Raw genomic sequence first — 24,899 nt, forward strand, 5'->3', positions numbered from 1 at the left:
AGAGGGAGCCTCCGACACCGCCGAGGGCTCTCGTCGTCGAGCGGCCGTCACGCGCCGATGATGGCGAGGTTCACCAGGGTTTTCGCTCGGTCGCCGCCCGCGCGTGTCCTCGATGCGCTTCAGGATGCCGCGAGCGCCCGCCCCAGCGCGTCGCCCGAGGTCCACGCGGTGCGGACGGCGGCACTGTCGCCCCACGCGTCCCCGCAGGCCGAGAGCCCCGGCGAGCGGAAGAACGGTTGCCCGGTCGTTTCGACCGGCCGGGCGAAGGTCCAGCGATGCGCGTGCGTCGACACCGGATCGACATCGATGCCGAGCAGCCGCCGGGTCGCCGCGAGCACCGGGGCGATGGCCGCCTCGGGGTCGTCGAGGTGCTGTCGGGCGCGGTCGGCCGTGGTGTGGACGACGAGCACGGCAGCGTCGTCCCCGCGGCGGTCGCCGTCGTCGGCGAGGAACGACACGTCGGCGTCGCCGTCGGCGAAGGCGCCGTGCAGGTCGGCATCCCACCGCCGCTGATCCCACCGCAGGACGACGGCGATCACCGGGCCCCACTCCTGGGCGCCGCCGGGCGCCTCACCGGTCAGCCGCGCCGCCTGCGGAGCCGGCATCGCCAGGACGACCTCGCCCGCATCCTCACCGTCGACCCGGAAGGGCCCCGCACTTTCGACGACACGCTCCGACGAGACCTCGAGCCCCTCGGCGAGGTCGAGAGCGAGCGAGCGCAACCCGGCGGGAGCGGCCCACCGCATCGGTCCGGGCTTGGGCGTGCACCCGCCATCGGGGTCGATCACCTGGAACGTGTCGGTCCACGGCCGCGCGAGCCCGCGCTCCTCCCAGTCGGCGACGACGTGGGCGAAGCCCTCCGCCTCCCCGACCACGAAGTACGACGCCCCGAGATCCACGGGCCGCCCGTCGATCGTGCGGCTCGACAGACGTCCACCCACCCGGCGCCCGCGATCGAGCACGCGCACCGCGCGACCGGCCTCGTGAACCGCCCGCGCGCACGCGAGACCCGAGATCCCGCCGCCGATCACCGTCACATCCATCGTCATGCGGCCATCCTGTCGGCTGCGCGCGCGCCGGGCGTCGGGGTTGCGCGGGGCGAAACTCCTGAGAATCGCCGCCTCGACGCGGTCCAGCGACCGAAACGACCGACACGCGAGTCAAAACTCAGGAGATTCGTCCCGCCCCGAAGAACTCGACGCCCAGATCGGGATGATCCACGAACACCCCGTCGAGTCCGGCGTCGCGCAACACGGTCCACTCGCGTCGCCAGTCGCCGAACGCGGCGTCGCCGCCCGGCCCCCGATGGGCGGGCAGCAGAAAGGCGTTCTCGGGGCGGCACGTCCACGTGAAGACCCGCAGGCCCCGACCCTGCGCCTCGCGCACGAACCGCGCCGGTCCGCGCGCGACACCACGCTCGTCGGGCGCGAGCACCGAGCGCTTGTCGGGGCTGATCCCCTGCACCTCGCCGGCGAGGACATCGAGACCCGCCGCAGTCAGCATCGAGGCGTACGAGGCGGCGTCCGCCCCGTCGCGCTCGCGCAGATCCCACGGCGCCCCCTGCGCGTCGATGAGCTGCACGAGCGGAATCCGGATGCCGCGCTCTCGCAGCCGCGCCAGGACCAGGGGCTCGAACGACTCGATGACGAGCTCGTCCTCGGCATCCCGCCATCCCGCCGCGCGCAGCTCGGCGTCGACGAGCTCGGCCAGGTCGAACCCGAGTCGGGCGAAGAACGCCGCGTGCTTGATCTCGAGCACCACGCCCACCCCGCCCTGCCGGGCGAGGTCGAGGACGTCACGAAGGCGCAGCAGCGGTTCGGTGTCGTCGTGGGCGGCGCTGGCGGGGCGGAGGGCGGGAATCCGCTCGCGGCAGTGCAGCGTCCGCAGCTCCTCCCACGTGAAGTCCTCGACGAACCAGCCGGTCAGCCGCTCCCCGTCGACGATCTTCGACGTGCGCCGCGCGGCGAATTCCGGTCGCGTCGATACGTCCGTGGTGCCGGAGATCTCGTTCTCGTGCCGCACGACCAGGACGCCGTCGCTCGAGGGGACGACGTCGGGCTCGACGGCATCCACCCCCTCCGCGATCGCCCGCAGATACGAGCCGCGGGAGTGCTCGGGCAGATATCCGGGGGCACCGCGATGACCGATGACGACAGGCACCTCGACACGCTAGCGAGACCGGGTGACGAGCGGGTGCGCTCAAAGCAGAATCCCAGTCAGCACAAGGAATCTGCCGCCCTGCTCGGCTAGTGTTGTCTGACAGCACGGTGCTGTGATCACCATCTTTGGAGTGTGAGTTCCCGTGGCCCTCAACAACCCGGCATTCAACAACCCGGCGTTCCAGGACCCTCGAGCCGGTGGCGCGAATACGCGCTACAGCCCGCCCCCGGCCGTCGATCCCGCCGCCGCCGCCTCGATCGAAGGCGCGTACGCCGCCCCGTCGGCGAGCGCCGTCGACACCGGCCGCATGACGGTCGAAGACACCGTCATGAAGACGCTCGCCCTGTTCGGCATCCTCGTCGTCACGGCCGTCGTCGGCTGGATCTGGTCGATGGCCGGCGTCAGCGCCGCCAACCCGAACCCCAGCGCTGCGCCGATGATCGTCGGTGGCCTCGTCGGCTTCGTGCTGGCGATGGTCGCAACGTTCAAGAAGAAGCCCTCCGTCCCCGTCTTCATCGCCTACGCGGCGTTCGAGGGCCTGTTCGTCGGTGGCATCTCGGCGTTCTTCGAGTTCATCTTCCCGGGCATCGTCCTGCAGGCGACCCTCGGCACCCTGTCCGTCGTCGGTGTGACCCTCGCCCTGTTCGCGAGCGGCAAGATCCGCGCCTCGGCCCGCGCCACCAAGATCTTCATGATCGCCATGGTCGGCTACATGGTCTTCGCGCTGCTCAACCTGGGCCTGATGCTGTTCAACGTCCCCATCGCGGGCGGTGCCTTCGGCCTGTACAGCATGAAGATCGCGGGTATCCCGCTCGGTCTGGTCATCGGCGTCTTCGTGGTCATCATGGCCGCGTACTCGCTGGTGCTCGACTTCGACCAGATCCAGCGCGGCGTCCGTAACGGTGCCGCCCGCGTCTACGGCTGGGTCGGCGCCTTCGGCATCATGGTCACCGTCGTGTGGCTGTACGTCGAGATCCTGCGCATGATCGCGATCCTCCGCGGCAACAACTGACGCACCGCTTCACACGAAGGGCCGTCCCGTCTCGGGGCGGCCCTTCGTCGTGGGGTGCCGGCATCCGGGATCACTCCTCCCGCGCTGGGGCCCCGCGCCGCGCCTGCCCGCCTCCGCGCGCCTCATCCCCGCCCGCCTGCACCCCACCCACCTGCACCCCACCGTCGAGTGTCCAAAACACGCGGACGCCTCGAAAAATAGCCCGGGTTTCCTGGACACTCGACAACCCCGCGACCACCCGGTATCCCGCCGCAAGGGGTGCCGCCCGCCGACGCCCCGGCGCTAGCCTCGCGCCATGAGCCCCGCGAAGACGCCGCCCGAGATCCTCGACATCGACGGCCACGAGGTGCGCGTCACGAGCCCGGGCCGCGTCGTCTTCGCCGAGCCGGGCCTCACCAAGCTCGACCTCGTGCGCTATTACCTCTCGGTCGCCGAGGGCGCCCTCCGCGGGGCCGGCGGCCGGCCGATGGTGCTCAAGCGGTTCTCGAAGGGCCTCGACCAGGAGCCGTTCTTCCAGAAGCGCGTCCCCGAGAACCATCCCGCCTTCATCGACACCGCCACCCTGCACTACGCCTCCGGCACCTCCGCCGAAGAGACGGTGATCCGGGATGCCGCGGGACTGGCGTGGGTCGTGAACCTCGGCTGCCTCGACCTCAATCCGCATCCCGTACGCGCCGAAGACCTCGATCATCCCGACGAGCTCCGCGTCGACCTCGACCCGATGCCGGGCGTCGACTGGTCGCAGATCGTCGATGTCGCCTTCATCGCCCGCGAGGTACTCGAAGACCACGGTCTCGTCGGCTGGCCGAAGACCTCCGGCTCGCGCGGGCTGCACATCCTCGTGCGCATCCGCCCCGAGTGGGGTTACGCCGACGTGCGCCTGGCCGCCGAGACCCTCGCCCGAGAGGTCGAGAACCGCGCACCCGGTCTCGCGACCGCCCGGTGGTGGAAAGAAGAGCGCGGCGAGAGCGTCTTCGTCGACTTCAATCAGAACGCCAAGGACCGCACGGTCGCCTCGGCGTACTCGATCCGCGCGCTGCCCGACGCCCGCGTGTCGACGCCGCTCACCTGGGACGAGGTGCGCGACCGCCGTCCCGAGGAGTTCACCGTGCTCACGGTGCCCGACCGCTTCCGCGCGATCGGCGATCCGCACGCGGGGATCGACGACGCGGCGGGCTCCCTCGACGCCCTCCTCGCCCTCGCGAAGGAGCTCGGCCCCGCCGAGAAACCCCCGCGCGGCTCCGACGGCTCCGGCCGCCGCGCTTCGACCATGCCGCTCATCGAGGTCGCGCGAACGAAGACCAAGCCCGAGGCGATGGAGTCGCTCGAGACCTGGAAGTCACGGCATCCGGCAGCCGCCGCCGAGCTGCACCCTGCCGACGTCCTCGTCGACGGCATGCGCGGATCGAGCTCGCTCTGGTACCGCGTGCGCGTGAATCTCCAGCACGTTCCGGATGCCGCCCGCCCGGCGCAGGAAGAGCTGATCGCCGACTTTGACCCCTGGGCGGGCCGTTCTGCGTCCTGACCCGACGTGAGCGACGCGACGAGATGGTTCCGTCCGTAACGGTAGGCCTCGTCGAGATCACCGCCGAGGCGGAAGGCGCCCGCGAGCTCCATCGTGACGAACCCGGTGGCCCAGGCCGTCAGCAGGCGGGCGGCGTCGAGCGCGTGCCCCTCCCCCACGGCCGACGTCGTCGCGCGCAGCACCGGCGCGCTCGTGGAGGCGAGGCGGTCAGCGCCGCCGCGGCCGTCCGAGCGCCTCTCGGGCGACGGCGGCGAGCGTGCGCATCGCGCGCGCCGGGCTCACGGCATCCGCCGCCTCTCGCGCCTCGTCCGCGAGGCGCTCTCGCAACGGGTCGTCGGTGAGCACCCGGCGCAGAGCGTCGACGAGGGCGTCGTCATCACCGTCGGGCACCAGGATGCCGCCACCCGAGGCGAGCATGTCACGCGGGCCGTAGCGGATGTCCCAGGCGACCACGGGCGTCCCGTGCGCGAGCGCCTCGGCGAGGGCCAGCCCCTGCCCCTCGAAGGCGGAGGTCGTGAGGTACACCGCCGCTCGGTCGAGCACGGCGCCCGGTTCGGTGGTGAGCCCTGGCAGCGAGACGGCGTGCCGCAGTCCGCGCTCGGCGACGAGGGCCTCGAGCGTCTTCCGCTGCGCTCCCTCTCCCCACAGCTCGAGTCGGGCGTCCGGCACACCTTCGAGCACGCGGGCGAAGGCCTCGATCGCGCGGTCGAGGCGCTTTCCCGGGGCGAGCCGCCCCAGGACCACGACGACGCCGCGCTGCCGCTGCGACGCCGGCACGACGGCATCCGGAGCCTTCACGCCGTGCGGCGCGACCACGTCGTTCGCCCCGGCACCGAAGCGCGCCCGCACGTCGTCGCGCTGGTAGGCGGTCGGCCAGAGCACGGCGTCGAAGCGCGGCGCGACCTCGAACCAGCGCGTCCACAGCGGGTTGAGGTCGGAGTCGGCCTGGAACGGTGGCTCGAGGTGGATCGTGTGCACCGCGTGCACGATCCGCACGTCGTCATCGCCCCAGCCCGCGATGAGCTCGCCGAGCTGCCGCGACTCGCAGATGACGACGATCGGCCGGTCGTTGTCGACACGGAGCCGGTCGGCCAGGTGCGTCAGCCACGTGCGGTACAGCGCCCCGAATCCGTCGATCACGCCGACGGGTCCGCCCGCGGCATCCCGGATCACGATCGGCGCGGTCGCGAGGTGCCAGTCGGGGTCGATGACCACGGGGAGCTCGACCGCTCCCCCGGCCACGAGGCGGTACTCCAGCGCCGGGTCGGCGTCCCCCGCGTGCGCCGCCTCGCGCAACCACGCCGCGGCTCCCCCCTCGGCGTCGACGGCCTCGTCGAAGAGGTTGCGGAAGATCCCGGATGCCGAGGCCGCCCCCCGCTCGACGAAGGTCGCGCGCTGCGCAGAGTGAGCGTCGGCGTCACCCGGGTCGACGGTCAGCAGGAGGGGGTCCGCGCCGGCCAGGGCCATCTGCCGCGCCCGCGCGAGGGTGGCGATCGTGTACCCGCCGTCGAGGTCGGGTATCAGCCGGCTCGACAGGATGAGGTACCACGCGTCGGGGAAGTCGCCGGAAGTCACGCCCCCATCCTCCCCCACCCGCCGCGTCCCCCTCGGCACGCCGGAGGCGCGGCAGCCCTGTCCTTCTTTCCGCCGGAAGCGGCGGAGCGCACGCCCAGCCGCGAACGCGAGGACACGTGACACGCCCTCCCGGGTCGATCGGGCCAGCGTCCCGGTTTTGCATACCCTCCGCGGACAGACGGAGCGCCGCCGACGCCGGACGGCGAAGGGGCACCGTCTTCGGGTCGATCGGGGTAGGGGCCCCGCTCTCGACCCGAAGGCGGTGCCCCGAAGCCGGCCGACGACGTCGGCGCGGGAGCGGGCTAGACGCTCACTCCCATTCGATCGTCCCCGGCGGCTTCGACGTCACGTCGAGCACCACGCGATTGACGTCGCGTACCTCGTTGGTGATGCGGTTCGAGATCTTCGACAGCACGTCGTAGGGCAGGCGCGTCCAGTCGGCGGTCATCGCGTCTTCGCTCGAGACCGGGCGCAGCACGATGGGGTGTCCATAGGTGCGGCCGTCGCCCTGGACGCCCACCGAGCGCACGTCGGCGAGCAGCACGACGGGGCACTGCCAGATCTCGTTGTCGAGACCCGCCTTGGTCAGCTCGGCGCGGGCGATGGCGTCGGCCTCACGCAGGATCTCGAGACGGTCAGCGGTGACCTCACCCACGATGCGGATGCCAAGGCCGGGCCCCGGAAAGGGCTGACGGCCGACGATGGCTTCGGGCAGGCCCAGCTCGCGTCCGATGGCGCGGACCTCGTCCTTGAAGAGGGTGCGCAGCGGCTCGACGAGCTCGAACTGCAGATCGTCGGGCAGGCCGCCGACGTTGTGGTGGCTCTTGATGTTCGCGGTACCGGCTCCGCCACCCGACTCGACGACGTCGGGGTAGAGCGTTCCCTGCACGAGGAAGCGCACCTGCTCTCCCTCGGCCTTGGCCTCGGCGACGAGGTCGGCCTGCACCTTCTCGAAGGCGCGGATGAACTCGCGGCCGATGATCTTGCGCTTCTGCTCGGGATCGCTGACCCCGGCGAGGGCGTTCAGGAACGTCTCACGCGCGTCGACGGTGATGAGCTTCACACCGGTGGAGGCGACGTAGTCGTTCTCGACCTGCTCGCGCTCGCCCTGGCGGAGCAGACCGTGGTCGACGAACACGGCGATGAGCTGGTCGCCGACGGCCTCGTGCACGAGCGCGGTCGACACGGCGGAATCGACGCCACCGGACAACGCCGAGATCACGCGGCTGGTGCCGACCTGCTGGCGGATGCGCTCGACCTGCTCGGCGATGACGTTGCCGCTGTTCCAGTCGGCGGGGAGGCCTGCGGCCTTGTGCAGGAAGTTCTCGAGCACGCGCTGACCGTGGTCGGAGTGCTTGACCTCGGGGTGCCACTGCACGCCGTACATGCGACGCGCGTCGTTCGCGAAAGCGGCGACCGGGGTGTGGGCGGTGCGGGCGAGCACCACGAAGCCCTCGGGAGCGCGGGAGACCTGGTCGCCGTGGCTCATCCAGACGTTCTGCTCGGCGGGCTGACCCTCGAGCAGCGTGCCCTCGGTGACGACCGTGGCATCCGTCGCCCCGTACTCGCGGAGACCGGTGTTCGCCACCTCTCCGCCGAGCGCCTTGGCCATGACCTGGAAGCCGTAGCAGATGCCGAGCGTGGGTACGTCGAGGTCGAAGACGTCGGCGTCGAGGCTGGGCGCTCCCTCTTCGTACACCGACGACGGGCCACCCGACAGGATGATGCCGACGGGGTTCTTCGCGGCGATCTCTTGCGCCGACGCGGTGTGCGGCACGATCTCGCTGTAGACGCCGGCCTCGCGGACGCGGCGGGCGATCAGCTGCGCGTACTGGGCGCCGAAGTCGACGACGAGGACGGGGCGCTGGGACGTTTCGGTCTGTTCGGTCACCGGTTGCCTTCCGGGGCGGGAACGGGAGCGGCGGCCTTCGCGGCCTCACGCTCGGCGAGATAGGCGCGCACGCGACGGGCGGTGCGCACCTCGAGGATGAAGGAGAGGAACGGCACCACGCCACCGAGGGCGAGGAAGACGAACCGGCGGAACGGCCACCGCATGAGGCTCCACACGCGGAAGCACGAGATGAGGTAGACGACGTAGAACCAGCCGTGGACCACCAGGATCGCCAGCGAGACGTTCACGCCGTCGCCGGTCGACAGGATCGAGCAGCCGTTACCGCCGGGGACGAAGAGCGAGAACCACTGGCAGTCGGGGCCGGGCACGGCATCCGCGAACCACAGGAATCCACCGGATCCGCCGAGGAACAGCTCCACGTGAATGGGCGTGTACTTCAGGATCATCTCGGCGACCAGCAGCAGCAGGCCGATACCCGTGATGATCGAGCAGATCTGGTAGAACTTCAGGGCTCCGCGGATCGCCGGGAAAGAGGCGAGCTTGGGGGCGCGGGGCATGGAGGCCAGTCTAGTCGCGGGATTCCGCGGCGCCCGCCGCGAGGGCCTCGGACTGTTCGTCCTCGAGATCTTCCACTTCTTTCTCCCAGGCGTCGCGCGCGAGGCGATACCAGAGGTACAGCGCGAAGCCGGCGAAGATGGCCCACTCGGCCGCGTAGAAGATGTTGAGCCAGTTGACGCGCGAGCGCTCATCGGGAGCGGGCGATGCGATCGCGTCGAGCGGGCCGATCGCCGTCTGCGACGCGATGTACTGCCGGTAGACATCGAGACCCTGCGTGTCGTGCCAGCGGCCCAGCAGCATGGCCGGCGACATCTTCACGAGCGTCAGAGGATCGGCGTCGGCGGGCGGAATGGACGCCCCCTCGTCGGAGATGAGACGGCCGGTGACCTCCACCACCGCGGTGGGATCGGCCTCGGCCTCGGCGCGCAGCTCATCGGCTGCTGCATCGGCCTGATCGCGGCTGCTCGTCCACCCGGTGGCGATGGCGATCGACGTCGGCTGAGCCGCGCCGGCGACGCGCAACTGCCCGGTCACCCAGTAGCCCTGGACGTCGTCGTTGTACCGCGAGGAGACGACGATGAAGTCGGATGCCACCCAGGTGCCGCTCGTCTCGACCCGCTGTCCCACGAGGGGCTCGGCAAGGTAGTCGCCCGGCTGGACGACGTCGGCGAGCGGTCGCACGACCTCGGTCTGACCCGGCTCGGGGGGTGCGGTGTCGACCGCGCGCCCCAGCTGCCACTGCCCCAGCCACGCCAGCGCGCCCGCCACGATGAGCGAGAACGCCAGCAGCGCGATCCAGCGCGGCCGCAGCATGACCTCCCGCAGCGTCGGCGGAAAGATCTGCGGCGGAGCCGGCTCGGTCGTGGGGGTGGAGGTCATGGGGCTCCGGGATCAGTGCCCGTAAGGGGCGACGACGACCTCGACGCGTTGGAATTCCTTGAGGTCGGAGTACCCGGTGGTCGCCATCGACTTCTTGAGGGCGCCGATGAGGTTGGCCGTGCCGTCGGCGACCGGCGCGGGGCCGTAGAGGACCTGCTCGAGCGGACCGACGCGGTCGACCTCGACGCGACGACCGCGGGGAAGCTTGGGGTGGTGCGCTTCGGGACCCCAGTGGAAGCCGCGGCCGGGGGCATCGGTCGCGCGGGCGAGCGCGACTCCGAGCATGACCGCGTCGGCGCCCATGGCGAGCGCCTTGACGATGTCGCCCGAGGTGCCCACCCCGCCGTCGGCGATCACGTGCACGTAGCGTCCGCCCGACTCGTCGAGGTAGTCGCGGCGAGCGCCGGCGACGTCGGCCACCGCGGTGGCCATCGGGGCGTGCAGGCCGAGGGTGGCGCGCGTGGTCGAAGCCGCTCCCCCGCCGAACCCGACGAGCACGCCCGCGGCACCGGTGCGCATGAGGTGCAGAGCGGCCGTGTAGGTGGCCGCCCCGCCCACGATCACGGGGACATCGAGGTCGTAGATGAACTTCTTGAGGTTGAGCGGCTCGGCGACCTTCGACACGTGCTCCGCCGACACCGTGGTGCCTCGGATCACGAACAGGTCGACGCCCGCGGCGACCACGGTCTCGTACAGGTCCTGCGTGCGCTGCGGCGTGAGGGCGCCCGCGACCGTGACGCCCGCGGCCCGCACCTCGGCGAGGCGATCGCGCACGAGCTCGGGCTTGATGGGCTCGGCGTAGAGCTCTTGCATGCGACGTGTGGCATCGGCATCCGCGAGCGTGGCGATCTCGGCCAGCAAGGGCTCGGGGTCGTCGTAGCGCGTCCACAGCCCCTCAAGATCGAGCACGCCGAGTCCGCCGAGGCGGCCCAGCTCGATCGCCGTGCGGGGGCTGACCACGGAATCCATGGGGGCGCCGAGCACGGGGATCTCGAAGGGGAACGCGTCGATGGTCCACGCGGTCGAGACGTCTTCGGGGTTGCGCGTGCGCCGCGACGGCACGACGGCGATGTCGTCGAAGGTGTACGCGCGGCGGGCGCGCTTGGCGCGGCCGAGATCGATCTCCATGGTCACCCCCTCAGCCTACCCGCGCCCTCCGACATCCCCGTCGGGATCGTCCACCGACGAATGTCGGCCACCCAGCGCGCGTGACAGCGGACCGTCGACGATGTACAGCAGGAACGCCCAAGAGCCCAGCCACGGGCTGAGCGCGACGACACCCGCACCGACGACGACGGCGGTGAGACCGGCCCGCCCGGCGGCGCGCGTCTCGACAGCGGAGAGGTCGGCCACGGCGCCCGACCGCGCCGCCCACAGCCATTGCAGCCAGCTGAAGAACAACGACACCAAGAACACCCCGGGCAGCACGAGTTGTCCGAGTCTCAAGTTCTCGCCGCCGTAGTTGACGGATGCCGCGAACGGCACCAGCACGACGAACAACAACCGCAACGTGTTCAACCACATGCCCAGGGTGTCCACCCGCACGATGTGCTCGAACTGTTCGACGTGCGTCATCCACAAGCGGCAGAGCACCAGGAACGCGATGACGAACGTCGCGAGCGTCGGGGCGAGCTCGGCCAGCGCGGTACCGAGCGCCGCGTCGGAATCCAGCGCCCCCACGGGGTGGTCGGTGAGCCCGAGAACGAGCAGGGTCGCGGCGATCGCGAACACGCCGTCGGTGAAGGCCTCCGTCCGGCGCGCCGACACCGAAGCTCGGGGGTGACTTCTGCGTCCGATCATGCCGTCAGCGTAACGGCGGGCGATCGGGCCCACCTCGTGACGCCCTCCCGGGTCGCAGAAGGGCCGGGCACTCGTGCACCCGGCCCTTCGCTGCGACGCTTACTTCTTGTAGTTCGGCGCCTCGACCACGATCTGGACGTCGTGCGGGTGCGATTCCTTCAGACCCGCCGACGTGATGCGGACGAACCTGCCCTTGGACTTGAGCTCCTCGACGGTGCGTGCACCGACGTAGAACATCGACTGGCGAAGGCCCCCGATGAGCTGGTACGCCACCGCGGCGACCGGCCCGCGGTACGGGACCTGACCCTCGATGCCCTCGGGGATGAGCTTGTCGTCGCTGGGCACATCGGCCTGGAAGTAGCGGTCCTTCGAGTACGAGGTCTTCTTGCCGCGCGTCTGCAGAGCACCGAGCGATCCCATCCCGCGGTACTGCTTGAACTGCTTGCCGCCCTGGAAGACGATCTCGCCCGGCGATTCGTCGGTACCGGCGAGGAGCGAGCCGAGCATGACGGTGTCGGCGCCTGCCACGAGGGCCTTGGCGATGTCGCCCGAGTACTGCAGACCGCCGTCGGCGATCACGGGCACCCCCGCGGGGATCGCGGCTTGCGCGGCCTCGTAGATCGCGGTGACCTGCGGCACGCCGACGCCCGCGACCACGCGCGTGGTGCAGATCGAGCCCGGGCCGACGCCGACCTTGACGGCATCCACCCCGGCGTCGATGAGCGCCTGGGCGCCCTCGCGGGTCGCGACGTTGCCACCGATGACGTCGATGTGATCGAACGAGGAGTCGGCCTTGAGACGGCTCACGATGTCGATGACCCCGGCCGACTGCCCGTTCGCCGTGTCGACGACGAGGACGTCGACGCCCGCGTCGCGCAGGGCCTCGGCACGCTGCCACGCGTCACCGAAGAAACCGATGGCCGCTCCCACGCGCAGTCGCCCCTGGTCGTCCTTGGTGGCGAGGGGGTACTTCTCGCTCTTGTCGAAGTCCTTGATCGTGATGAGGCCGGCGAGCTTGCCGTCGTCGTCGACGAGGGGGAGCTTCTCGACGCGGTGCTTCGCGAACGTCGCGATGACGTCGTTGGCGTGGATGCCGACGTGCCCGGTGATCAGGCCGTCCTTCGTCATGACGTCCTTGACCTTGGTCGTCTGGCGCTCGAAGCCCGAGACGAAGCGCATGTCGCGGTTCGTGATGATGCCGACCAGAACGCCGTCGGGATCGACCACCGGCAGACCCGAGATGCGGTACTGCGCGCACATCGCGTCGACCTCGGCCACCGTGGCATCCGGATTCGTGGTGATCGGGTTCGAGACCATGCCCGACTCGCTGCGCTTGACCTGGTCGACGATGCCGGCCTGGTCCTCGATCGAGAGATTGCGGTGGACGATGCCGATACCGCCCTGACGCGCGATGGCGATCGCCATGCGCGCCTCGGTGACGGTGTCCATCGCGCTCGAGAGCAGGGGTGTGGCCACCGTGATTCGGCGGCTCAGACGCGACGACGTGTCGGCCTCGCTCGGGATGACGTCGGTGTGGCCGGGAAGCAGCAACACGTCGTCGTAAGTCAGTCCGATGAAACCGAACGGTTCGTGCTGCTCCATGAATCCTCCTGCGCGCGCGGCGCCTGCTCGAAAAGGGACGTCGTCGGCCGGGGCGCGTGCGGCGCGCTCCGCCTGAAAGTGTAAGCGCCGTAGGGACCTCTTTTCTTCCCCGCTCGCGCGGTATACCCCACATCCCACGCCCGCCACTACCCCCGTTGCGCAGGGGTGAAGACGCCCCGAATGCGCAACGCACAGCGAATACATCGCGTCCGGGTATCGTTCTCGCATCGACTGCTGCAATGGAAACAACGCGGCAATAATCCCGGACTACGGTGTCCGGGCGGCGACGGTCCACGTCGTCGAACGACCAGGAGGTTTCGTGACCACTCGGCAAGCATCTCCACGGATGCCTCGCCGTCGACGCTCGATCCTGACGCTGCTGTCAGGACTCTTCGCTGCCGCTCTGGTGCTCGGGTTCGCCCCCGCATCGACGGCAGCCGTCAACGACGAGGATCTTCCCTATTCCATCACGGTGAACGTGCGCTCCGAGGGAGAGCCCGTCGCTCAGGCCAAGGTTACCGCCACCGACGGTTCCTTCACGGGCGAGGCCACGACAGACGAGCGCGGTCGCGCGACAATCAAGGTCCCCACCAAAGAGGGGTCCTGGACAGTGGACCTGGATCGCAACTCCCTCCCCTCGGGCGTGACTGTTCCGGACGGCCAGGAGTTCGAGCGGCAGGTGCAGTTCGGTAGCTCCAGCACCGTCTCGAGCAACTTCACCCTCGGCGCCGCGGAACGCCAGACGGTCGGTTTCATGGACCAGCTGCTCTCGCGCACCGTGAACGGCCTGAACTTCGGCCTCATGCTCGCCCTCGCCGCGATCGGACTCTCGCTCGTGTTCGGCACGACGGGCCTGTCGAACTTCGCCCACGGCGAGATGGTGACCTTCGGCGCCATCGCCGCGTTGTTCCTGAGCGCGGGCACCGGATGGTCGATCTGGATCGCGATCCCCCTCGCGGTTGTCCTCTCGGGGGTCTTCGGCCTCGCGATGGATGCCGGGATCTGGAGGCCCCTTCGAAGGAAGGGCCTCGGCATCGTCCAGCTCATGATCGTCTCGATCGGTCTGTCACTGGCGCTGCGCTACGTCTTCCAGATCTTCATCGGCGGCGGCACGCAGCAGCTCCCGGGCGCGTCGAGCGACATCATCCCGGGCCTCGGATCGATCCGCATCAGCGTCACCGACCTGACGAGTATGGGCATCTCGATCGTCGTCATCGCGGCGTTCGCGTGGTTCCTCACCCGCACGCGCCTCGGCCGCGCCACCCGTGCTGTGTCGGACAACCCGTCGCTCGCCGCGGCGAGCGGTATCGACGTCGACAACGTCGTGCGCATGGTCTGGATCCTGTCGTCGGCACTGGCCGGTCTCGCGGGAGTCCTGTGGGCATACTTCCGCCCCGGCATCCGCTGGGACATGGGTTCCGGCATCCTGCTGCTCATGTTCGCCGCCGTCGTGCTCGGCGGACTCGGTACCGCGTTCGGAGCTCTTATCGGCTCCATCGTGGTCGGCCTCCTCGTCGAGGTGTCCACCCTGTGGATCCCCTCCGACATGAAGTATGTGGGCGCCCTCGTCGTGCTCATCGTCATCCTCCTCTTCCGACCGCAGGGCATCCTCGGTCGCCGAGAGCGAATCGGGTAGGTAAACCATGGACTTCCTGCAGATCCTCTCGAACACGGCCTCGCAGATCCTCGCGCCGGCCACGTTCGGTTACGCCCTTGCGGCCATCGGCCTGTCGATGCACTTCGGCTTCGCCGGCCTTCTCAACATGGGCGTCGCCGGCTTCATGGCCATCGGCGCCTACGGCTTCGCGATCTCGATCCTGACGTTCGGCCTTGCGTGGCCGCTCGCCGCTCTGATCGGTTTCGCAGCGGCCGTCGTGTTCGCGCTCATCATGGGCATCCCGACGCTTCGACTGCGAGGCGATTACCTCGCCATCGTCACGATCGCGGCCGCCGAGATCCTCCGACTGGTGTTCCTCACCTCGACCTTCCGTGGCGTCACGGGCTCGGCCGACGGTCTGTTCAACTTCCAGTCGGGCTGGCGCGGCGAGAACAACCCGCTCCCCGCGGGCGATTATGGCTTCGGCCCGTGGACTTACAACGCCAACCGCTGGTACGTCATCCTCATCGGACTCGTGGCGGTCGCGGTCGCCGTCCTCCTCGTCTGGATGCTCATGCGCAGCCCCTGGGGTCGCGTCATCCGCGGCATCCGCGAAGACGAAGATGCGGTGCGCGCACTCGGCAAGAACGTCTTCGCCTTCAAGATGCAGGCGCTCGTCATCGGCGGCGTGATCATCGCCGCCGGCGGCATCATCACGGCGATGGACACGAACGTCAACCCGAACGTGTACGTCACCTCGCAGACGTTCTTCGTCTACACGGCGCTGCTGCTGGGAGGTGCGGCCACGATCTTCGGTCCGGTGCTCGGCGCCGTGCTGTTCTGGGTCGTGCGCGCGTTCCTGTCGAACCTGCTGCCGGCGCTGTCGTCCATCGGGCTGCTGCCGTTCCTCACCGCCGACCAGTCCCAGATGCTCGTCTTCGTCATCGTCGGCGTCGCGCTCATGCTGCTCGTGATCTTCCGCCCCCAGGGCATCCTGGGCAGCAAGAAGGAGATGACCTTTGTCCGATGAGTCCACGCCGGTCGTGCCCGGCGCTTCGGCGCCGCGGGTGAAGGCGACCGGGCTGCACAAGGGCGACATCGCCCCCGGCGTCGCGAAGGTCGATCCGATCATCATCGCCGACAACGTCCGCCGCGACTTCGGCGGCAACACCGCCGTCGATGTGAAGCACCTTGAGATCCCACGAAATGCCATCACGGCGCTGATCGGGCCCAACGGTGCCGGCAAGACGACGCTGTTCAACCTCCTGACCGGCTTTGACAAGCCCAACAGCGGCCAGTGGTCGTTCGACGGCCGCAACCTCGCCGGTATCCCCGCGTTCAAGGCGGCCCGCATGGGTCAGGTGCGCACGTTCCAGCTCACCAAAGCGCTGGGTCTGCTCACCGTCCTCGAGAACATGAAGCTCGGCGCGACGAAGCAGAAGGGCGAGAACCTGCTCTCGAGCATCCTCCCGTTCGTGTGGCGTAAGCAGGAGACCGATAACGACGCCAAGGCGCGCGAGCTGCTCAAGCGTTTCAAGCTCGACAGCAAAGAGACCGACTTCGCGGCCTCCCTCTCGGGCGGCCAGCGCAAGCTCCTCGAGATGGCGCGAGCGCTCATGAGCGATCCGACGCTGGTCATGCTGGACGAGCCGATGGCCGGGGTCAATCCCGCGCTGACGCAGTCGCTGCTCGACCACATCCTCGACCTCAAGGACCTCGGTATGACCGTGCTGTTCGTCGAGCACGACATGCACATGGTCCGCCACATCGCCGACTGGGTCGTCGTGATGGCCGAGGGCAAGATCGTCGCCGAGGGACCGCCCGACACCGTCATGAAGGACCAGGCCGTGATCGACGCGTACCTCGGCGCACACCAGGACGTCGACCTGGGTGTTGTCACCGGCCGCCACGAGGGCACGGTCGACTCGACCGCAGCCGCCGAGCTGCTCGAGACCGCGCAGCAGGTCGACGCCGCGATCGACGCAGAGTCGTCGCACGAGAAGGAGGACGGTCGATGACCGCCAACGTTGTCGAGCTCCGCGACGTGCATGCCGGGTACCTGCCGGGCGTGAACATCCTCAACGGCGCCAACCTGACCGCTGCTCCCGGCGAGCTCATCGGCATCATCGGCCCCAACGGCGCCGGAAAGTCGACGATGCTCAAGGCGATCTTCGGCCAGGTGAAGGTACGCTCGGGGTCCGTTCTGCTGCAGGGCGAAGAGATCACGGGCCTGCGGGCCAACAAGCTCGTCGCCAAGGGCGTCGGGTTCGTCCCGCAGACGAACAACGTGTTCCCCAGCCTGACGATCGCGGAGAACCTTCAGATGGGCCTGTATCAGCGACCGAAGGGGTTCAACGAGCGCGTCGACTTCGTCACGAGCATCTTCCCCGACCTCGCCAAGCGCCTGAAGCAGCGCGCCGGCTCGCTGTCGGGCGGTGAGCGCCAGATGGTCGCCATGGGACGCGCGCTCATGATGGACCCGAAGGTACTGCTGCTCGACGAGCCGTCGGCCGGCCTGTCTCCGGTTCGTCAGGACGAGGCGTTCATCCGCGTCTCCGAGATCAACAAGGCCGGGGTGACCTGCATCATGGTGGAGCAGAACGCCCGCCGCTGCCTGCAGATCTGCGACCGCGGCTACGTGCTCGACCAGGGTCGCGACGCCTACACGGGAACCGGTCGCGAGCTCATGGACGACCCGGCTGTGATCGGTCTGTACCTGGGCACGCTCGGCACCTGAGCCGAGCCCCCGCCGGAAGGCCCGAGTCCCCCAGGGGCTCGGGCCTTCCGCTTTGCCGCCGAGGTGCGCCCGCTCGGCTTCCCCGCCCTAACCGCTTCGAAGGTGACGACGTGCCCTTCTCGGAGGTCAGTGTGCGCCGTCGTCGGGACGCTCGTTGCAGCGGACGCGCTGTCCCGCCCGGGCGAGGCGGGAGAACGGATGCAACGGACCCGAGGCTTCTCATTCGCTCTACGGTCCGCGCCGACTAGCTGGGCCCCTCCGACGCAGCCTTGTGCTGACGACCGCGGAGGGTCTGCGCCTGCCACGAGGCCGCGGTCAGAGCCTGTGGACGCCTCACCGTCCGGGCCTTTTCGAATGCGGACGAACGCACCCCGCCCGGAACCTTCGCGGCCGACGTTCGAGGTGCGCGCCGCCCGCAGGGAGCTGAAGGCGCGTGGATGCCGTGGCCGCGCCGCGGAACGGTCTCCCCCGCGCACGGGAAAGGGCCCCGGGACCGAAGTCCCGGGGCCCTTCACGGGGAATCGATCAACCGGCGCGGAGCCAGCTGTAGTTGTTGTCGTCGCCGTACTCGAAGACACCGATGGTGGCCTGCGTCGGGTCGCCCACGTCGTTGAACGTGATCGGGCCCGAGACGCCGTCATAGTCGGCCTCGCCACCGCCGATGATGATGTCGGCGCACGCGGCGTAGGTGGTGCACTTCGTGCCACCGCCCGTACCGCCCGAGACCGCCTGCATGTTGGCAGCCACGTCGGGACCGGCCGCCGAGCCCGCCTTCAGCGCCGCGAGGGCGAGGAGGATGACCGAGTCGTACGACTCGGGGGCATAGGTGAAGTCGTCGAGCTTGGGGTTGCCCTTACCGGTCCAGAACGACTCCAGCGTGCTGCGGAAAGTCGCCGTCGAGTCGGGATCGACGCTCGGGTAGGTCCCCTTGGCGCCGGTGAGGGTGCCGTTCGGGAACTGCGTACCGAAGTTCTTCAGGTTGCCGTCGACGAAGAACAGCTTGTCCTTCGCGAAGCTGGCAGTCAGGTCGGGGATGATCGTCGAGACCTCGTCGAACGTGATCAGCGCGATCGCATCGGGCTTCTGGGCCAGGACGTCCTCGATCTGTGCCGAGAAGTTCGTGTCACCGGTGTTGTAGAGGCTGGTGGCCACGACGGATCCGCCGGCACCCTCGAACGCCTTCTTGGTGAAGCACGCGAGACCGGTGCCGTACGAGTCGTTCAGCACGATCATGCCGAGGGTCTCGTTGCCCTCGGAGGCGATCAGGTTGCCGAGGACCTCGCCCTGGAGCACGTCCGAGGGAGCAGTCCGCCAGTACAGGCCCTTGTCGTTGTACCCGGTGAAGGCCGCCGAGGTGTTGGCAGGCGAGATCTGCACGGCGTTCGCCGCGATGACCTGGTCGATGAACTGCAGCGAGGTTCCCGACGATGCGGCACCGACGATCGCCGTCGCACCCGCACCCAGCAGGCGCGGGATCTCGGTCTCGTAGGCCTTGTTGTCGGTGTCACCCGAGTCGCCCTGGAGGAGGTTGATGTTCACGCCCTTGGCGGCGGCGTTGACATCGGCGGCCGCGAGCTCGGTGCCGGCGATCTCGGGCGGGCCGAGGAAGGCGAGGTTACCGGTGACGGGCAGCGCCGTGCCGATGTTGTACGTGAGGTCTTTGGCGGGGCCGGTCGAAGTCGACGAGTACTCGGGCGTGTACGAGGCGGGTTCGGCGGCGTTGCAGTCGATCGGGAAATCGCCTCCACCGGCGGCGTTGCCGGAGTCGGACGGAGTGCTGGTACCGGTACAACCGGCGAGGACGAGCGCGGTGACGCCGACCACGGCGAAACCGCCGATGACCTTCGCCGCACGCGAACGGGAGAGGACACTCATATGGGTGCTCCTTGGTGAGTTGGAACCGCGCGGATAACCCGCTCGGATTGTGACAAACCTAATGGCGCACTTGTAGCCGCGATGTTGCAATGTGTTAACGGTCGATTACGCGACCTAATCGTTACTTTTGCGCGGCAATTCCGAGCCGCGAAACGAAAGAAACAGGTCAAACGGGCTCGGACACGTCCACCGCAGCCCGGCGATGACGCCGCGAGGCGACGACGGAGTCGACGCTGAGGATTACGAGCGCCGCCCACACGAGTGCGAACCCGATCCACCGTTCGAGGGTCATGGGTTCGTGCAGCACCCATACGCCGATCCCGAACTGGATGATGGGCGCGACGAACTGCAGCAGGCCGATGACGGTGAGCGGTACGCGCCGTGCCCCCGAGGCGAACAGCAGGAGGGGGACGGCGGTGACGGCTCCCGCGAGCAGGAGCAGAACGGTGTGCAGTGCTCCCGCCGTGCCCAGGGTGATGCCGGTGAGGTTCGCGACGAACACCAGCTGGATCGCCGCGACCGGCAGCAGCCACAGCGACTCGAGGGTCAGCCCGCTCACGGCATCCACCGCCGGTCCGATCTGCTTCTTCACCAGGCCGTAGAAGCCGAACGAGAAGGCGAGGGTCAGGGCGATCCAGGGGAAAGCCCCATAGCCGATCACGATGACCGCGACCGCGACGACCGCCAGGCCGATGGCGATCCACGGCACGACGCGCAGCCGCTCACGGAGCACGATCACCCCGAGCAGCACCGTCACGATGGGGTTGATGAAGTAGCCGAGGCTTGTCTCGATGACGTGGTTCGTCAAAGCGCCGTAGAGGTAGGTCTGCCAGTTGATGTAGATGAGCACGCCCGCCAACGCGGTGAGTCCCATGAGCCGCGGCTGCCGCACGATCGCGAGGAACGGCCGCCACGTGCGCAGCACCGTCAACAGCAGCAGGCAGAACGCGAACGCGAGGATGATCCGCCAGGCGACCACCTCGAACGGGCCGGTGGGCTTGAGCTGCAGGAAGTAGAGGGGGAGGACGCCCCAGAGCAGGTACGCGCCGAGCGCGTACAGCGCCCCGCGGGTGCTCCCGCCGGTCGGAGCGGGAGGAGCGGGGGTCACCGCTTTAGCCTAGGGGTCCCCTCGACGACTCGGAGCGCCGACCGTCGCGTCTTTCCTGCCACATCGGACTCCGGCGGCGGGTACGAAGAAGGCCCCGGATGCCGTGGCATCCGGGGCCTTCGAACGATCTCACTCGATCAGCGGACGACGACCGCCAGGACGTCGCGAGCCGAGAGCACGAGGTACTCGTCGGCGCCGAACTTGACCTCGGTGCCGCCGTACTTGCTGTAGAGCACGCGGTCGCCGACGGCGACGTCGAGGGGGACACGGTTGCCGTTGTCGTCGATGCGGCCGGGGCCGACGGCGACGACTTCGCCCTCCTGCGGCTTCTCCTTGGCGGTGTCGGGGATGACGAGACCACTCGCAGTGGTCTGCTCAGCCTCGACCTGCTTGATGACGATGCGGTCCTCGAGCGGCTTGATGGAAACCGACACGGTCTACCTCTTCTTTCTCGTTACAGAAGACTTGTCAGCACTCACGCGGGGAGAGTGCTAATTCGAGTGTAGAGAAGCGCTGGCACTCACGCAACGCGAGTGCCAGCAAGAACCCCCGCCTAGGCTGAATCAGTGGATACCAGCGAGCTGACCGCCCTGCTCACGCCCGAGGGCCTGCGCCTCCTCGACGAGGTGGGCACCCTCGATTCGATCGATGAGGTCGCCCGGTCGGTGTCGCGCCTGCGGGCCGCCGGCCACTCCCCCGATCTCGTGTCGGCCGTCGTCGGCCAAGCACGCCTGCGGGCGCGCGCGACGGCGAAGTTCGGACCCTTCGCCGACCGCATGCTCTTCACGCGCGCCGGCCTCGAGCAGGCCACCCGCCTCTCGATCGCCGCCCGTCACGCCGGCCGCTTCCGCGCCGCGGGGATCGACAGCGTGGCGGACCTCGGGTGCGGGATCGGCGGTGACGCCCTCGGGATGGCGGGTCTCGGCATCCGGGTGCACGCCGTCGACGCCGACGAGGTGACCGCGGCCCTCGCGGCCTACAATCTCGCCCCCTTCGGCGACGCGGCGACGGTGCGGCACGCCCGCGCCGAGGACGTGGACCTGAGCGGGACGGATGCCGTGTGGCTCGACCCCGCGCGACGCACCGCCGGTCATGCCGAGACGCGACAGGTGTCGTCGGCCGACTGGTCGCCCTCGCTCGAGTGGGTCTTCGAACAGTTGAGGAAGACGCCGGGCGGCGTGAAGCTCGGGCCGGGCTTCGACCGCTCGCAGATCCCCGACGAGTTCGAGGCGCAGTGGATCAGCGCCGACGGTTCGACGATCGAGCTCGTGCTCTGGGCCGGCGCTCTCACCCGCGAGGGCGTTCGCCGCGCGGCACTCGTCGTGCGCGCCGACGACGCGTGGGAGCTCACCGCCCCGGGCGACAGCCCCGACGTCGAGGAGCGCGAGCTCGGCGAGTTCGTGCACGAACCCGACGGGGCCGTCATCCGCGCGCGTCTCATCGGCGAGGTCGGTCGAGCCCTGGATGCCGGCATGCTCGCGCCCGGCATCGCCTACCTCACCTCGGATGCGGCGTTGACGAGCCCGTTCGTGTCGTCGTTCCGGGTGCGCGAGCAGCTGCCCGCCGACCCGAAGAAACTCGCGCAGGCGTTGCGCGCGCGGGGCATCGGCACGCTGGAGATCAAGAAGCGCGGCGTCGACGTCGACCCGGCGGTGCTGCGGAAGAAGCTCGCTCTGCGCGGCGGTTCCTCGGCCACGCTCATCCTCACGCGCGTGGGGTCGAAGCGTCTCGCGCTGCTGGCCGACCGCGTCTGACGGCTCCGCTCACCCGACGGCGAGCTGCGAGAAGCCCCAGACCAGCCAGCCGACGCTGAACGCGACGGAGAGCAGCGCGAGCGCCAGGGCCCACACGGCGACCCGGCGGCTGTCGTGGGCCCGCCGGAGCGAGACGATCGCGAGAGTCGAGCCGATCACACCGACCGGAAGCAGCCAGCCGGTGAACAACGCAGCCGCCAGCGCGATGACCGCCACGCCGAGGGCCCAGGGCGCGACGGACGGCGGCTTCCGAGGGACAGGCGGCGCATACGGGATCAGGTGATCGCCGAACGCCGCCATCTCGAGCTGGGCGGTGGGCAGACGGTCGTCGTCGTCCACCTCGGGGGCGACGATCTCGGACCCCGCGGCGCGGACGCCGGCGGGCAGGGACGGCACGGGGGGAAGGTCGACCGCGGGGCCGGCCTCTTCCTTGCGTGCGCGGCGCGTGGGCGGCGGCGTGTCGGTCACGGCGTCGTTCCTGCGCGTGGCGCCGGGGCGTCGGCATCCGGATCCTCCGCCACCTGGATCTCGGTGACGGGCAGCGTCGAGTCCGCTCCGAAGGCGAGGGTCGAGGGGCGGCGACCCGACGAGATGAGCTCCGCGGCGAGAGCGGCGATCATCGCGCCGTTGTCGGTGCACAGGCGCAGCGGCGGGATGCGCACGGCCACACCGGCGGCCGCGGCCCGCTCGAGGGCGACATCACGCAGGCGCTTGTTGGCGATGACGCCTCCGCCCAGCAGCAGGCGGGGAACGCCGTGGCGCTCGCAGGCGTCGAGGGCCTTGGTCACGAGCACATCGACGACGGCCTCTCGGAACGAGGCGGCCACGTCGGCGACCGGGACGAGCTCGCCGGCGGCCTCGTGCTGTTCGACCCACCGTGCCACGGCCGTCTTCAGGCCCGAGAACGAGAAGTCGTAGCGGTGGGATGCCATGTCGGAGGCCCGCGAGAGCCCGCGCGGGAATCGAATCGCGGTGGGGTCGCCCGAGGCGGCGGCCCGATCGATCTCCGGCCCGCCGGGGTACGGCAGCTTGAGCAGGCGCGCGACCTTGTCGAAGGCCTCGCCCGCTGCGTCGTCCATCGTTTCGCCGAGGAGCTCGACATCGCTCGTCAGGTCGCGGACCAGCAGGAGCGAGGTGTGCCCACCGCTGACGAGAAGGGCGACGGTGGGGTACTCGAGTTCTCCCGCGTCGGCGTCGAGGATGTCCGCGGCGATGTGCCCGACCAGATGGTTGACGGCGTAGAGCGGCTTGTCGAGGGCGACGGCGAGCCCTTTGGCGGCGCCCACCCCGACCATCAGGGCCCCCGCGAGACCGGGCCCGCTCGTCACGGCCACGGCGTCGAGGTCGCCGAGGGTGACGCCGGCCTCGGCGAGCGCCGCGTCGATCGAAGGCTGCAGCGCCTCGAGGTGGGCGCGCGCGGCGACTTCGGGCACCACCCCGCCGTAGCGGGCGTGCTCGTCCATGCTCGAGGCGATCGTGTTGCTGAGCAGCTGTCGGCCGCGGACGATGCCGATGCCCGTCTCGTCGCAACTGGTCTCGATACCGAGTACGAGGGGCGCGTTCATCAGCACCAGCCCTTTCCGGAGGCGGTCGGTGGCGTGGATTCGGACGAGGGCAGGGGAATCGCCTCTCCCGGCGCCTCCGAACCGATTCCGTGAGACCGGTCCGGTCCTTCGAGACCGGATGCCGGGATGCCCGCGGTCTCCGCCCGCCGCCCGGCCCACCCGCGCAGATCGAGCTGCATGACGATCGCGTCGACGTCGTCGGGTTGGTAGTACCGGGGGCGGCGACCGACCTCGGCGAAGCCCTCGGAGAGATACAGCTTCTGCGCGACGGGGTTGTCGGCGCGGACTTCGAGGAACACGTCGTGCACCTCGCGGCGAACGGCCTCCTCCAGCAGAGCCGTCAGCAGAGCCCGGCCCCGCCCCCGGCCGCGCGCGGCCTCGGAGATGGTGATCGTCTGGATGTCGGCATCCCGGGCCCCGCGCACCGCGCGAAGCCCCGCGTAGCCGACGAGTCGACCCGCCTCTTCGACGACGACGTACCAGCCGTGCGGTGAGGCGAGTTCTTCGCGCATCATCGCCGGGCTCCACGCATCCGTCGGGAACGAGGCGCGCTCGAGCGCCATGATGCCATCGAGATCGGCGACGGTCGCGGTGCGGGTCGCCATCAGCTCACCCGCTTGGGCGCGTGCGCGGCGACCACATCGGGGCTGCGCAGGTAGAGGGGCTCGGAGTCCGCGAGCGTGCGGCCGGCGTCGAGGGCTCGCGCCGCGGCGAGCGCGATCATCGCGGCCGACACGGTGGTGGCGTCGTATCGACGGGCGCCTGCGGCAACCAGCCGGGCGTCGAGGCCGTCGCGAGGGCTCAGCTGCGCGTCCGACACCCGCACGGGAAGACCGTCGTCGTCGATGCCCTCGTAGACGCTGTAGGCGAACTCCCTGCGCCGCGCGTCGGTGACGACGGCGAAGCGACCGGTGTCGGTCCCCGTCAACGCGTCAGCGAGGAGGAGACCGAGGGCGATGCCGTCGTGGCTCGGCACGGGGACGGCGGGGATGCCGCGGCCGAGGGCGTACACCCGAGCGGTGGCGATACCCACCCGCAGCCCGGTGAAGGGACCGGGGCCCATGCCGACAGCGACGTGCGTGGGGGCGGGGGCTGCGACCGTGGCCCGGCGCAGGAGATCGCCGATCACCTCGGCGTGGCCGAGCGGGTTGGAGCTCTGCTCGTCGGCGAGCACCTCTCCGTCGCGGGCGATCGCGGCGACGGCGGTGCCGAGGGAGGTGTCGATGCCGAGAATCACGCATCCAGCGTATCCGGCCGCTCCTCGGCGGCATCCGAACTCCCCCTCCGCTCCGAAGAAGGG

23 protein-coding genes and 1 pseudogene are annotated in these 24,899 nt (G+C 69.8%); 7 read left to right on the forward strand and 17 right to left on the reverse strand.

Annotated elements, in window-relative coordinates:
- Positions 1-119: 119 nt before the first annotated feature.
- Together QE454_RS01305 and QE454_RS01310 are read right to left on the reverse strand one after the other, a co-directional pair.
- Positions 120-1,049 carry an NAD(P)/FAD-dependent oxidoreductase gene (locus QE454_RS01305; protein ID WP_307458803.1) on the reverse strand — a complete coding sequence of 310 codons (930 nt, stop codon included), beginning with the start codon at positions 1,047-1,049 and terminating at the stop codon, positions 120-122.
- A gap of 118 nt (positions 1,050-1,167) precedes the next feature.
- Entirely contained in the window at positions 1,168-2,160 is a 993-nt protein-coding gene (locus QE454_RS01310; protein WP_307458800.1) for a glycerophosphodiester phosphodiesterase family protein, read from the reverse strand.
- A gap of 142 nt (positions 2,161-2,302) precedes the next feature.
- On the opposite strand from QE454_RS01310, the gene QE454_RS01315 reads away from it, so the two are divergent.
- Together QE454_RS01315 and QE454_RS01320 are read left to right on the forward strand one after the other, a co-directional pair.
- Positions 2,303-3,172, forward strand: a complete 870-nt coding sequence (locus tag QE454_RS01315; protein ID WP_307315215.1) for a Bax inhibitor-1/YccA family protein — start codon at positions 2,303-2,305, stop codon at positions 3,170-3,172.
- 295 nt (positions 3,173-3,467) lie between these two features.
- Positions 3,468-4,697: a DNA polymerase domain-containing protein gene (locus tag QE454_RS01320; RefSeq protein WP_307458796.1), complete on the forward strand. Its 1,230-nt coding sequence runs from the start codon at positions 3,468-3,470 to the stop codon at positions 4,695-4,697.
- Between the two features lie 95 nt (positions 4,698-4,792).
- On the opposite strand, the pseudogene QE454_RS01325 reads toward QE454_RS01320, so the two are convergent.
- From QE454_RS01325 to guaB, 8 genes and pseudogenes are all read right to left on the reverse strand, one after another.
- Positions 4,793-4,879: pseudogene (locus QE454_RS01325) on the reverse strand (TetR family transcriptional regulator); the annotation flags it as partial.
- 25 nt (positions 4,880-4,904) lie between these two features.
- Complete coding sequence (locus QE454_RS01330) at positions 4,905-6,272, reverse strand: glycosyltransferase (RefSeq protein WP_307458793.1); 1,368 nt, start codon at positions 6,270-6,272, stop codon at positions 4,905-4,907.
- A 310-nt stretch (positions 6,273-6,582) separates the two neighbouring features.
- Entirely contained in the window at positions 6,583-8,163 is a 1,581-nt protein-coding gene (guaA, locus tag QE454_RS01335; protein ID WP_307458790.1) for a glutamine-hydrolyzing GMP synthase, read from the reverse strand.
- Positions 8,160-8,681 (reverse strand): DUF3817 domain-containing protein, encoded by a 522-nt coding sequence (locus QE454_RS01340; protein WP_210072275.1) that lies wholly within the window; start codon positions 8,679-8,681, stop codon positions 8,160-8,162. Before QE454_RS01340 ends, guaA begins: the two co-directional genes overlap by 4 nt.
- Before the next feature lie 10 nt (positions 8,682-8,691).
- Positions 8,692-9,561 carry an SURF1 family protein gene (locus QE454_RS01345; protein ID WP_210072276.1) on the reverse strand — a complete coding sequence of 290 codons (870 nt, stop codon included), beginning with the start codon at positions 9,559-9,561 and terminating at the stop codon, positions 8,692-8,694.
- Positions 9,562-9,573: 12 nt separating this feature from the next.
- Positions 9,574-10,689, reverse strand: coding sequence for a GuaB3 family IMP dehydrogenase-related protein (locus QE454_RS01350; RefSeq protein WP_210072698.1), 1,116 nt, complete (start codon positions 10,687-10,689; stop codon positions 9,574-9,576).
- Positions 10,690-10,704: 15 nt separating this feature from the next.
- On the reverse strand, positions 10,705-11,361 hold the full coding sequence (locus QE454_RS01355; protein WP_307315193.1) for a TMEM175 family protein: 657 nt from the start codon (positions 11,359-11,361) through the stop codon (positions 10,705-10,707).
- Positions 11,362-11,460: 99 nt separating this feature from the next.
- Positions 11,461-12,963 carry an IMP dehydrogenase gene (gene guaB, locus QE454_RS01360; protein ID WP_307458782.1) on the reverse strand — a complete coding sequence of 501 codons (1,503 nt, stop codon included), beginning with the start codon at positions 12,961-12,963 and terminating at the stop codon, positions 11,461-11,463.
- 346 nt (positions 12,964-13,309) lie between these two features.
- Between guaB and QE454_RS01365 the strand changes: the two genes are divergently transcribed.
- Genes QE454_RS01365 through QE454_RS01380 form a run of 4 tightly spaced genes read left to right on the forward strand, consistent with a single transcriptional unit; the run spans position 13,310 to position 17,297 of the window.
- Positions 13,310-14,599: an ABC transporter permease subunit gene (locus QE454_RS01365; RefSeq protein ID WP_210072279.1), complete on the forward strand. Its 1,290-nt coding sequence runs from the start codon at positions 13,310-13,312 to the stop codon at positions 14,597-14,599.
- A 7-nt stretch (positions 14,600-14,606) separates the two neighbouring features.
- Positions 14,607-15,590: a branched-chain amino acid ABC transporter permease gene (locus tag QE454_RS01370; RefSeq protein WP_210072280.1), complete on the forward strand. Its 984-nt coding sequence runs from the start codon at positions 14,607-14,609 to the stop codon at positions 15,588-15,590.
- Between the two features lie 13 nt (positions 15,591-15,603).
- Positions 15,604-16,578, forward strand: coding sequence for an ABC transporter ATP-binding protein (locus QE454_RS01375; protein ID WP_307461196.1), 975 nt, complete (start codon positions 15,604-15,606; stop codon positions 16,576-16,578).
- Positions 16,575-17,297, forward strand: coding sequence for an ABC transporter ATP-binding protein (locus tag QE454_RS01380; protein ID WP_056226465.1), 723 nt, complete (start codon positions 16,575-16,577; stop codon positions 17,295-17,297). The genes QE454_RS01375 and QE454_RS01380 overlap by 4 nt, the downstream gene beginning before the upstream one ends.
- A gap of 525 nt (positions 17,298-17,822) precedes the next feature.
- Here the strand turns inward: QE454_RS01380 and QE454_RS01385 are convergent.
- The 3 genes from QE454_RS01385 to groES form a co-directional block, all read right to left on the reverse strand.
- Complete coding sequence (locus QE454_RS01385) at positions 17,823-19,172, reverse strand: ABC transporter substrate-binding protein (protein ID WP_210072281.1); 1,350 nt, start codon at positions 19,170-19,172, stop codon at positions 17,823-17,825.
- Between the two features lie 166 nt (positions 19,173-19,338).
- On the reverse strand, positions 19,339-20,280 hold the full coding sequence (gene rarD, locus QE454_RS01390) for an EamA family transporter RarD (protein ID WP_307458779.1): 942 nt from the start codon (positions 20,278-20,280) through the stop codon (positions 19,339-19,341).
- A 137-nt stretch (positions 20,281-20,417) separates the two neighbouring features.
- On the reverse strand, positions 20,418-20,714 hold the full coding sequence (gene groES / locus QE454_RS01395; protein ID WP_039394204.1) for a co-chaperone GroES: 297 nt from the start codon (positions 20,712-20,714) through the stop codon (positions 20,418-20,420).
- 132 nt (positions 20,715-20,846) lie between these two features.
- On the opposite strand from groES, the gene QE454_RS01400 reads away from it, so the two are divergent.
- Complete coding sequence (locus QE454_RS01400) at positions 20,847-22,034, forward strand: THUMP-like domain-containing protein (RefSeq protein WP_307458776.1); 1,188 nt, start codon at positions 20,847-20,849, stop codon at positions 22,032-22,034.
- 9 nt (positions 22,035-22,043) lie between these two features.
- On the opposite strand, the gene QE454_RS01405 is transcribed toward QE454_RS01400, so the two are convergent.
- From QE454_RS01405 to tsaB, 4 genes are read right to left on the reverse strand one after another with little or no spacing between them, the layout of a single operon-like run.
- A complete protein-coding gene (locus QE454_RS01405; protein WP_307458773.1) occupies positions 22,044-22,502 on the reverse strand; it encodes a hypothetical protein in 459 nt (152 codons plus the stop codon).
- Positions 22,499-23,599 (reverse strand): tRNA (adenosine(37)-N6)-threonylcarbamoyltransferase complex transferase subunit TsaD, encoded by a 1,101-nt coding sequence (gene tsaD, locus QE454_RS01410; protein WP_307458771.1) that lies wholly within the window; start codon positions 23,597-23,599, stop codon positions 22,499-22,501. Before tsaD ends, QE454_RS01405 begins: the two co-directional genes overlap by 4 nt.
- Positions 23,599-24,204, reverse strand: a complete 606-nt coding sequence (gene rimI, locus QE454_RS01415) for a ribosomal protein S18-alanine N-acetyltransferase (RefSeq protein ID WP_307458767.1) — start codon at positions 24,202-24,204, stop codon at positions 23,599-23,601. The genes tsaD and rimI overlap by 1 nt, the downstream gene beginning before the upstream one ends.
- Entirely contained in the window at positions 24,204-24,836 is a 633-nt protein-coding gene (gene tsaB, locus QE454_RS01420) for a tRNA (adenosine(37)-N6)-threonylcarbamoyltransferase complex dimerization subunit type 1 TsaB (RefSeq protein ID WP_307458764.1), read from the reverse strand. Before tsaB ends, rimI begins: the two co-directional genes overlap by 1 nt.
- Between the last annotated feature and the right edge of the window lie 63 nt (positions 24,837-24,899).

This window comes from Microbacterium sp. SORGH_AS_0454, from assembly GCF_031453395.1.
Taxonomy (GTDB): Bacteria; Actinomycetota; Actinomycetes; order Actinomycetales; family Microbacteriaceae; genus Microbacterium.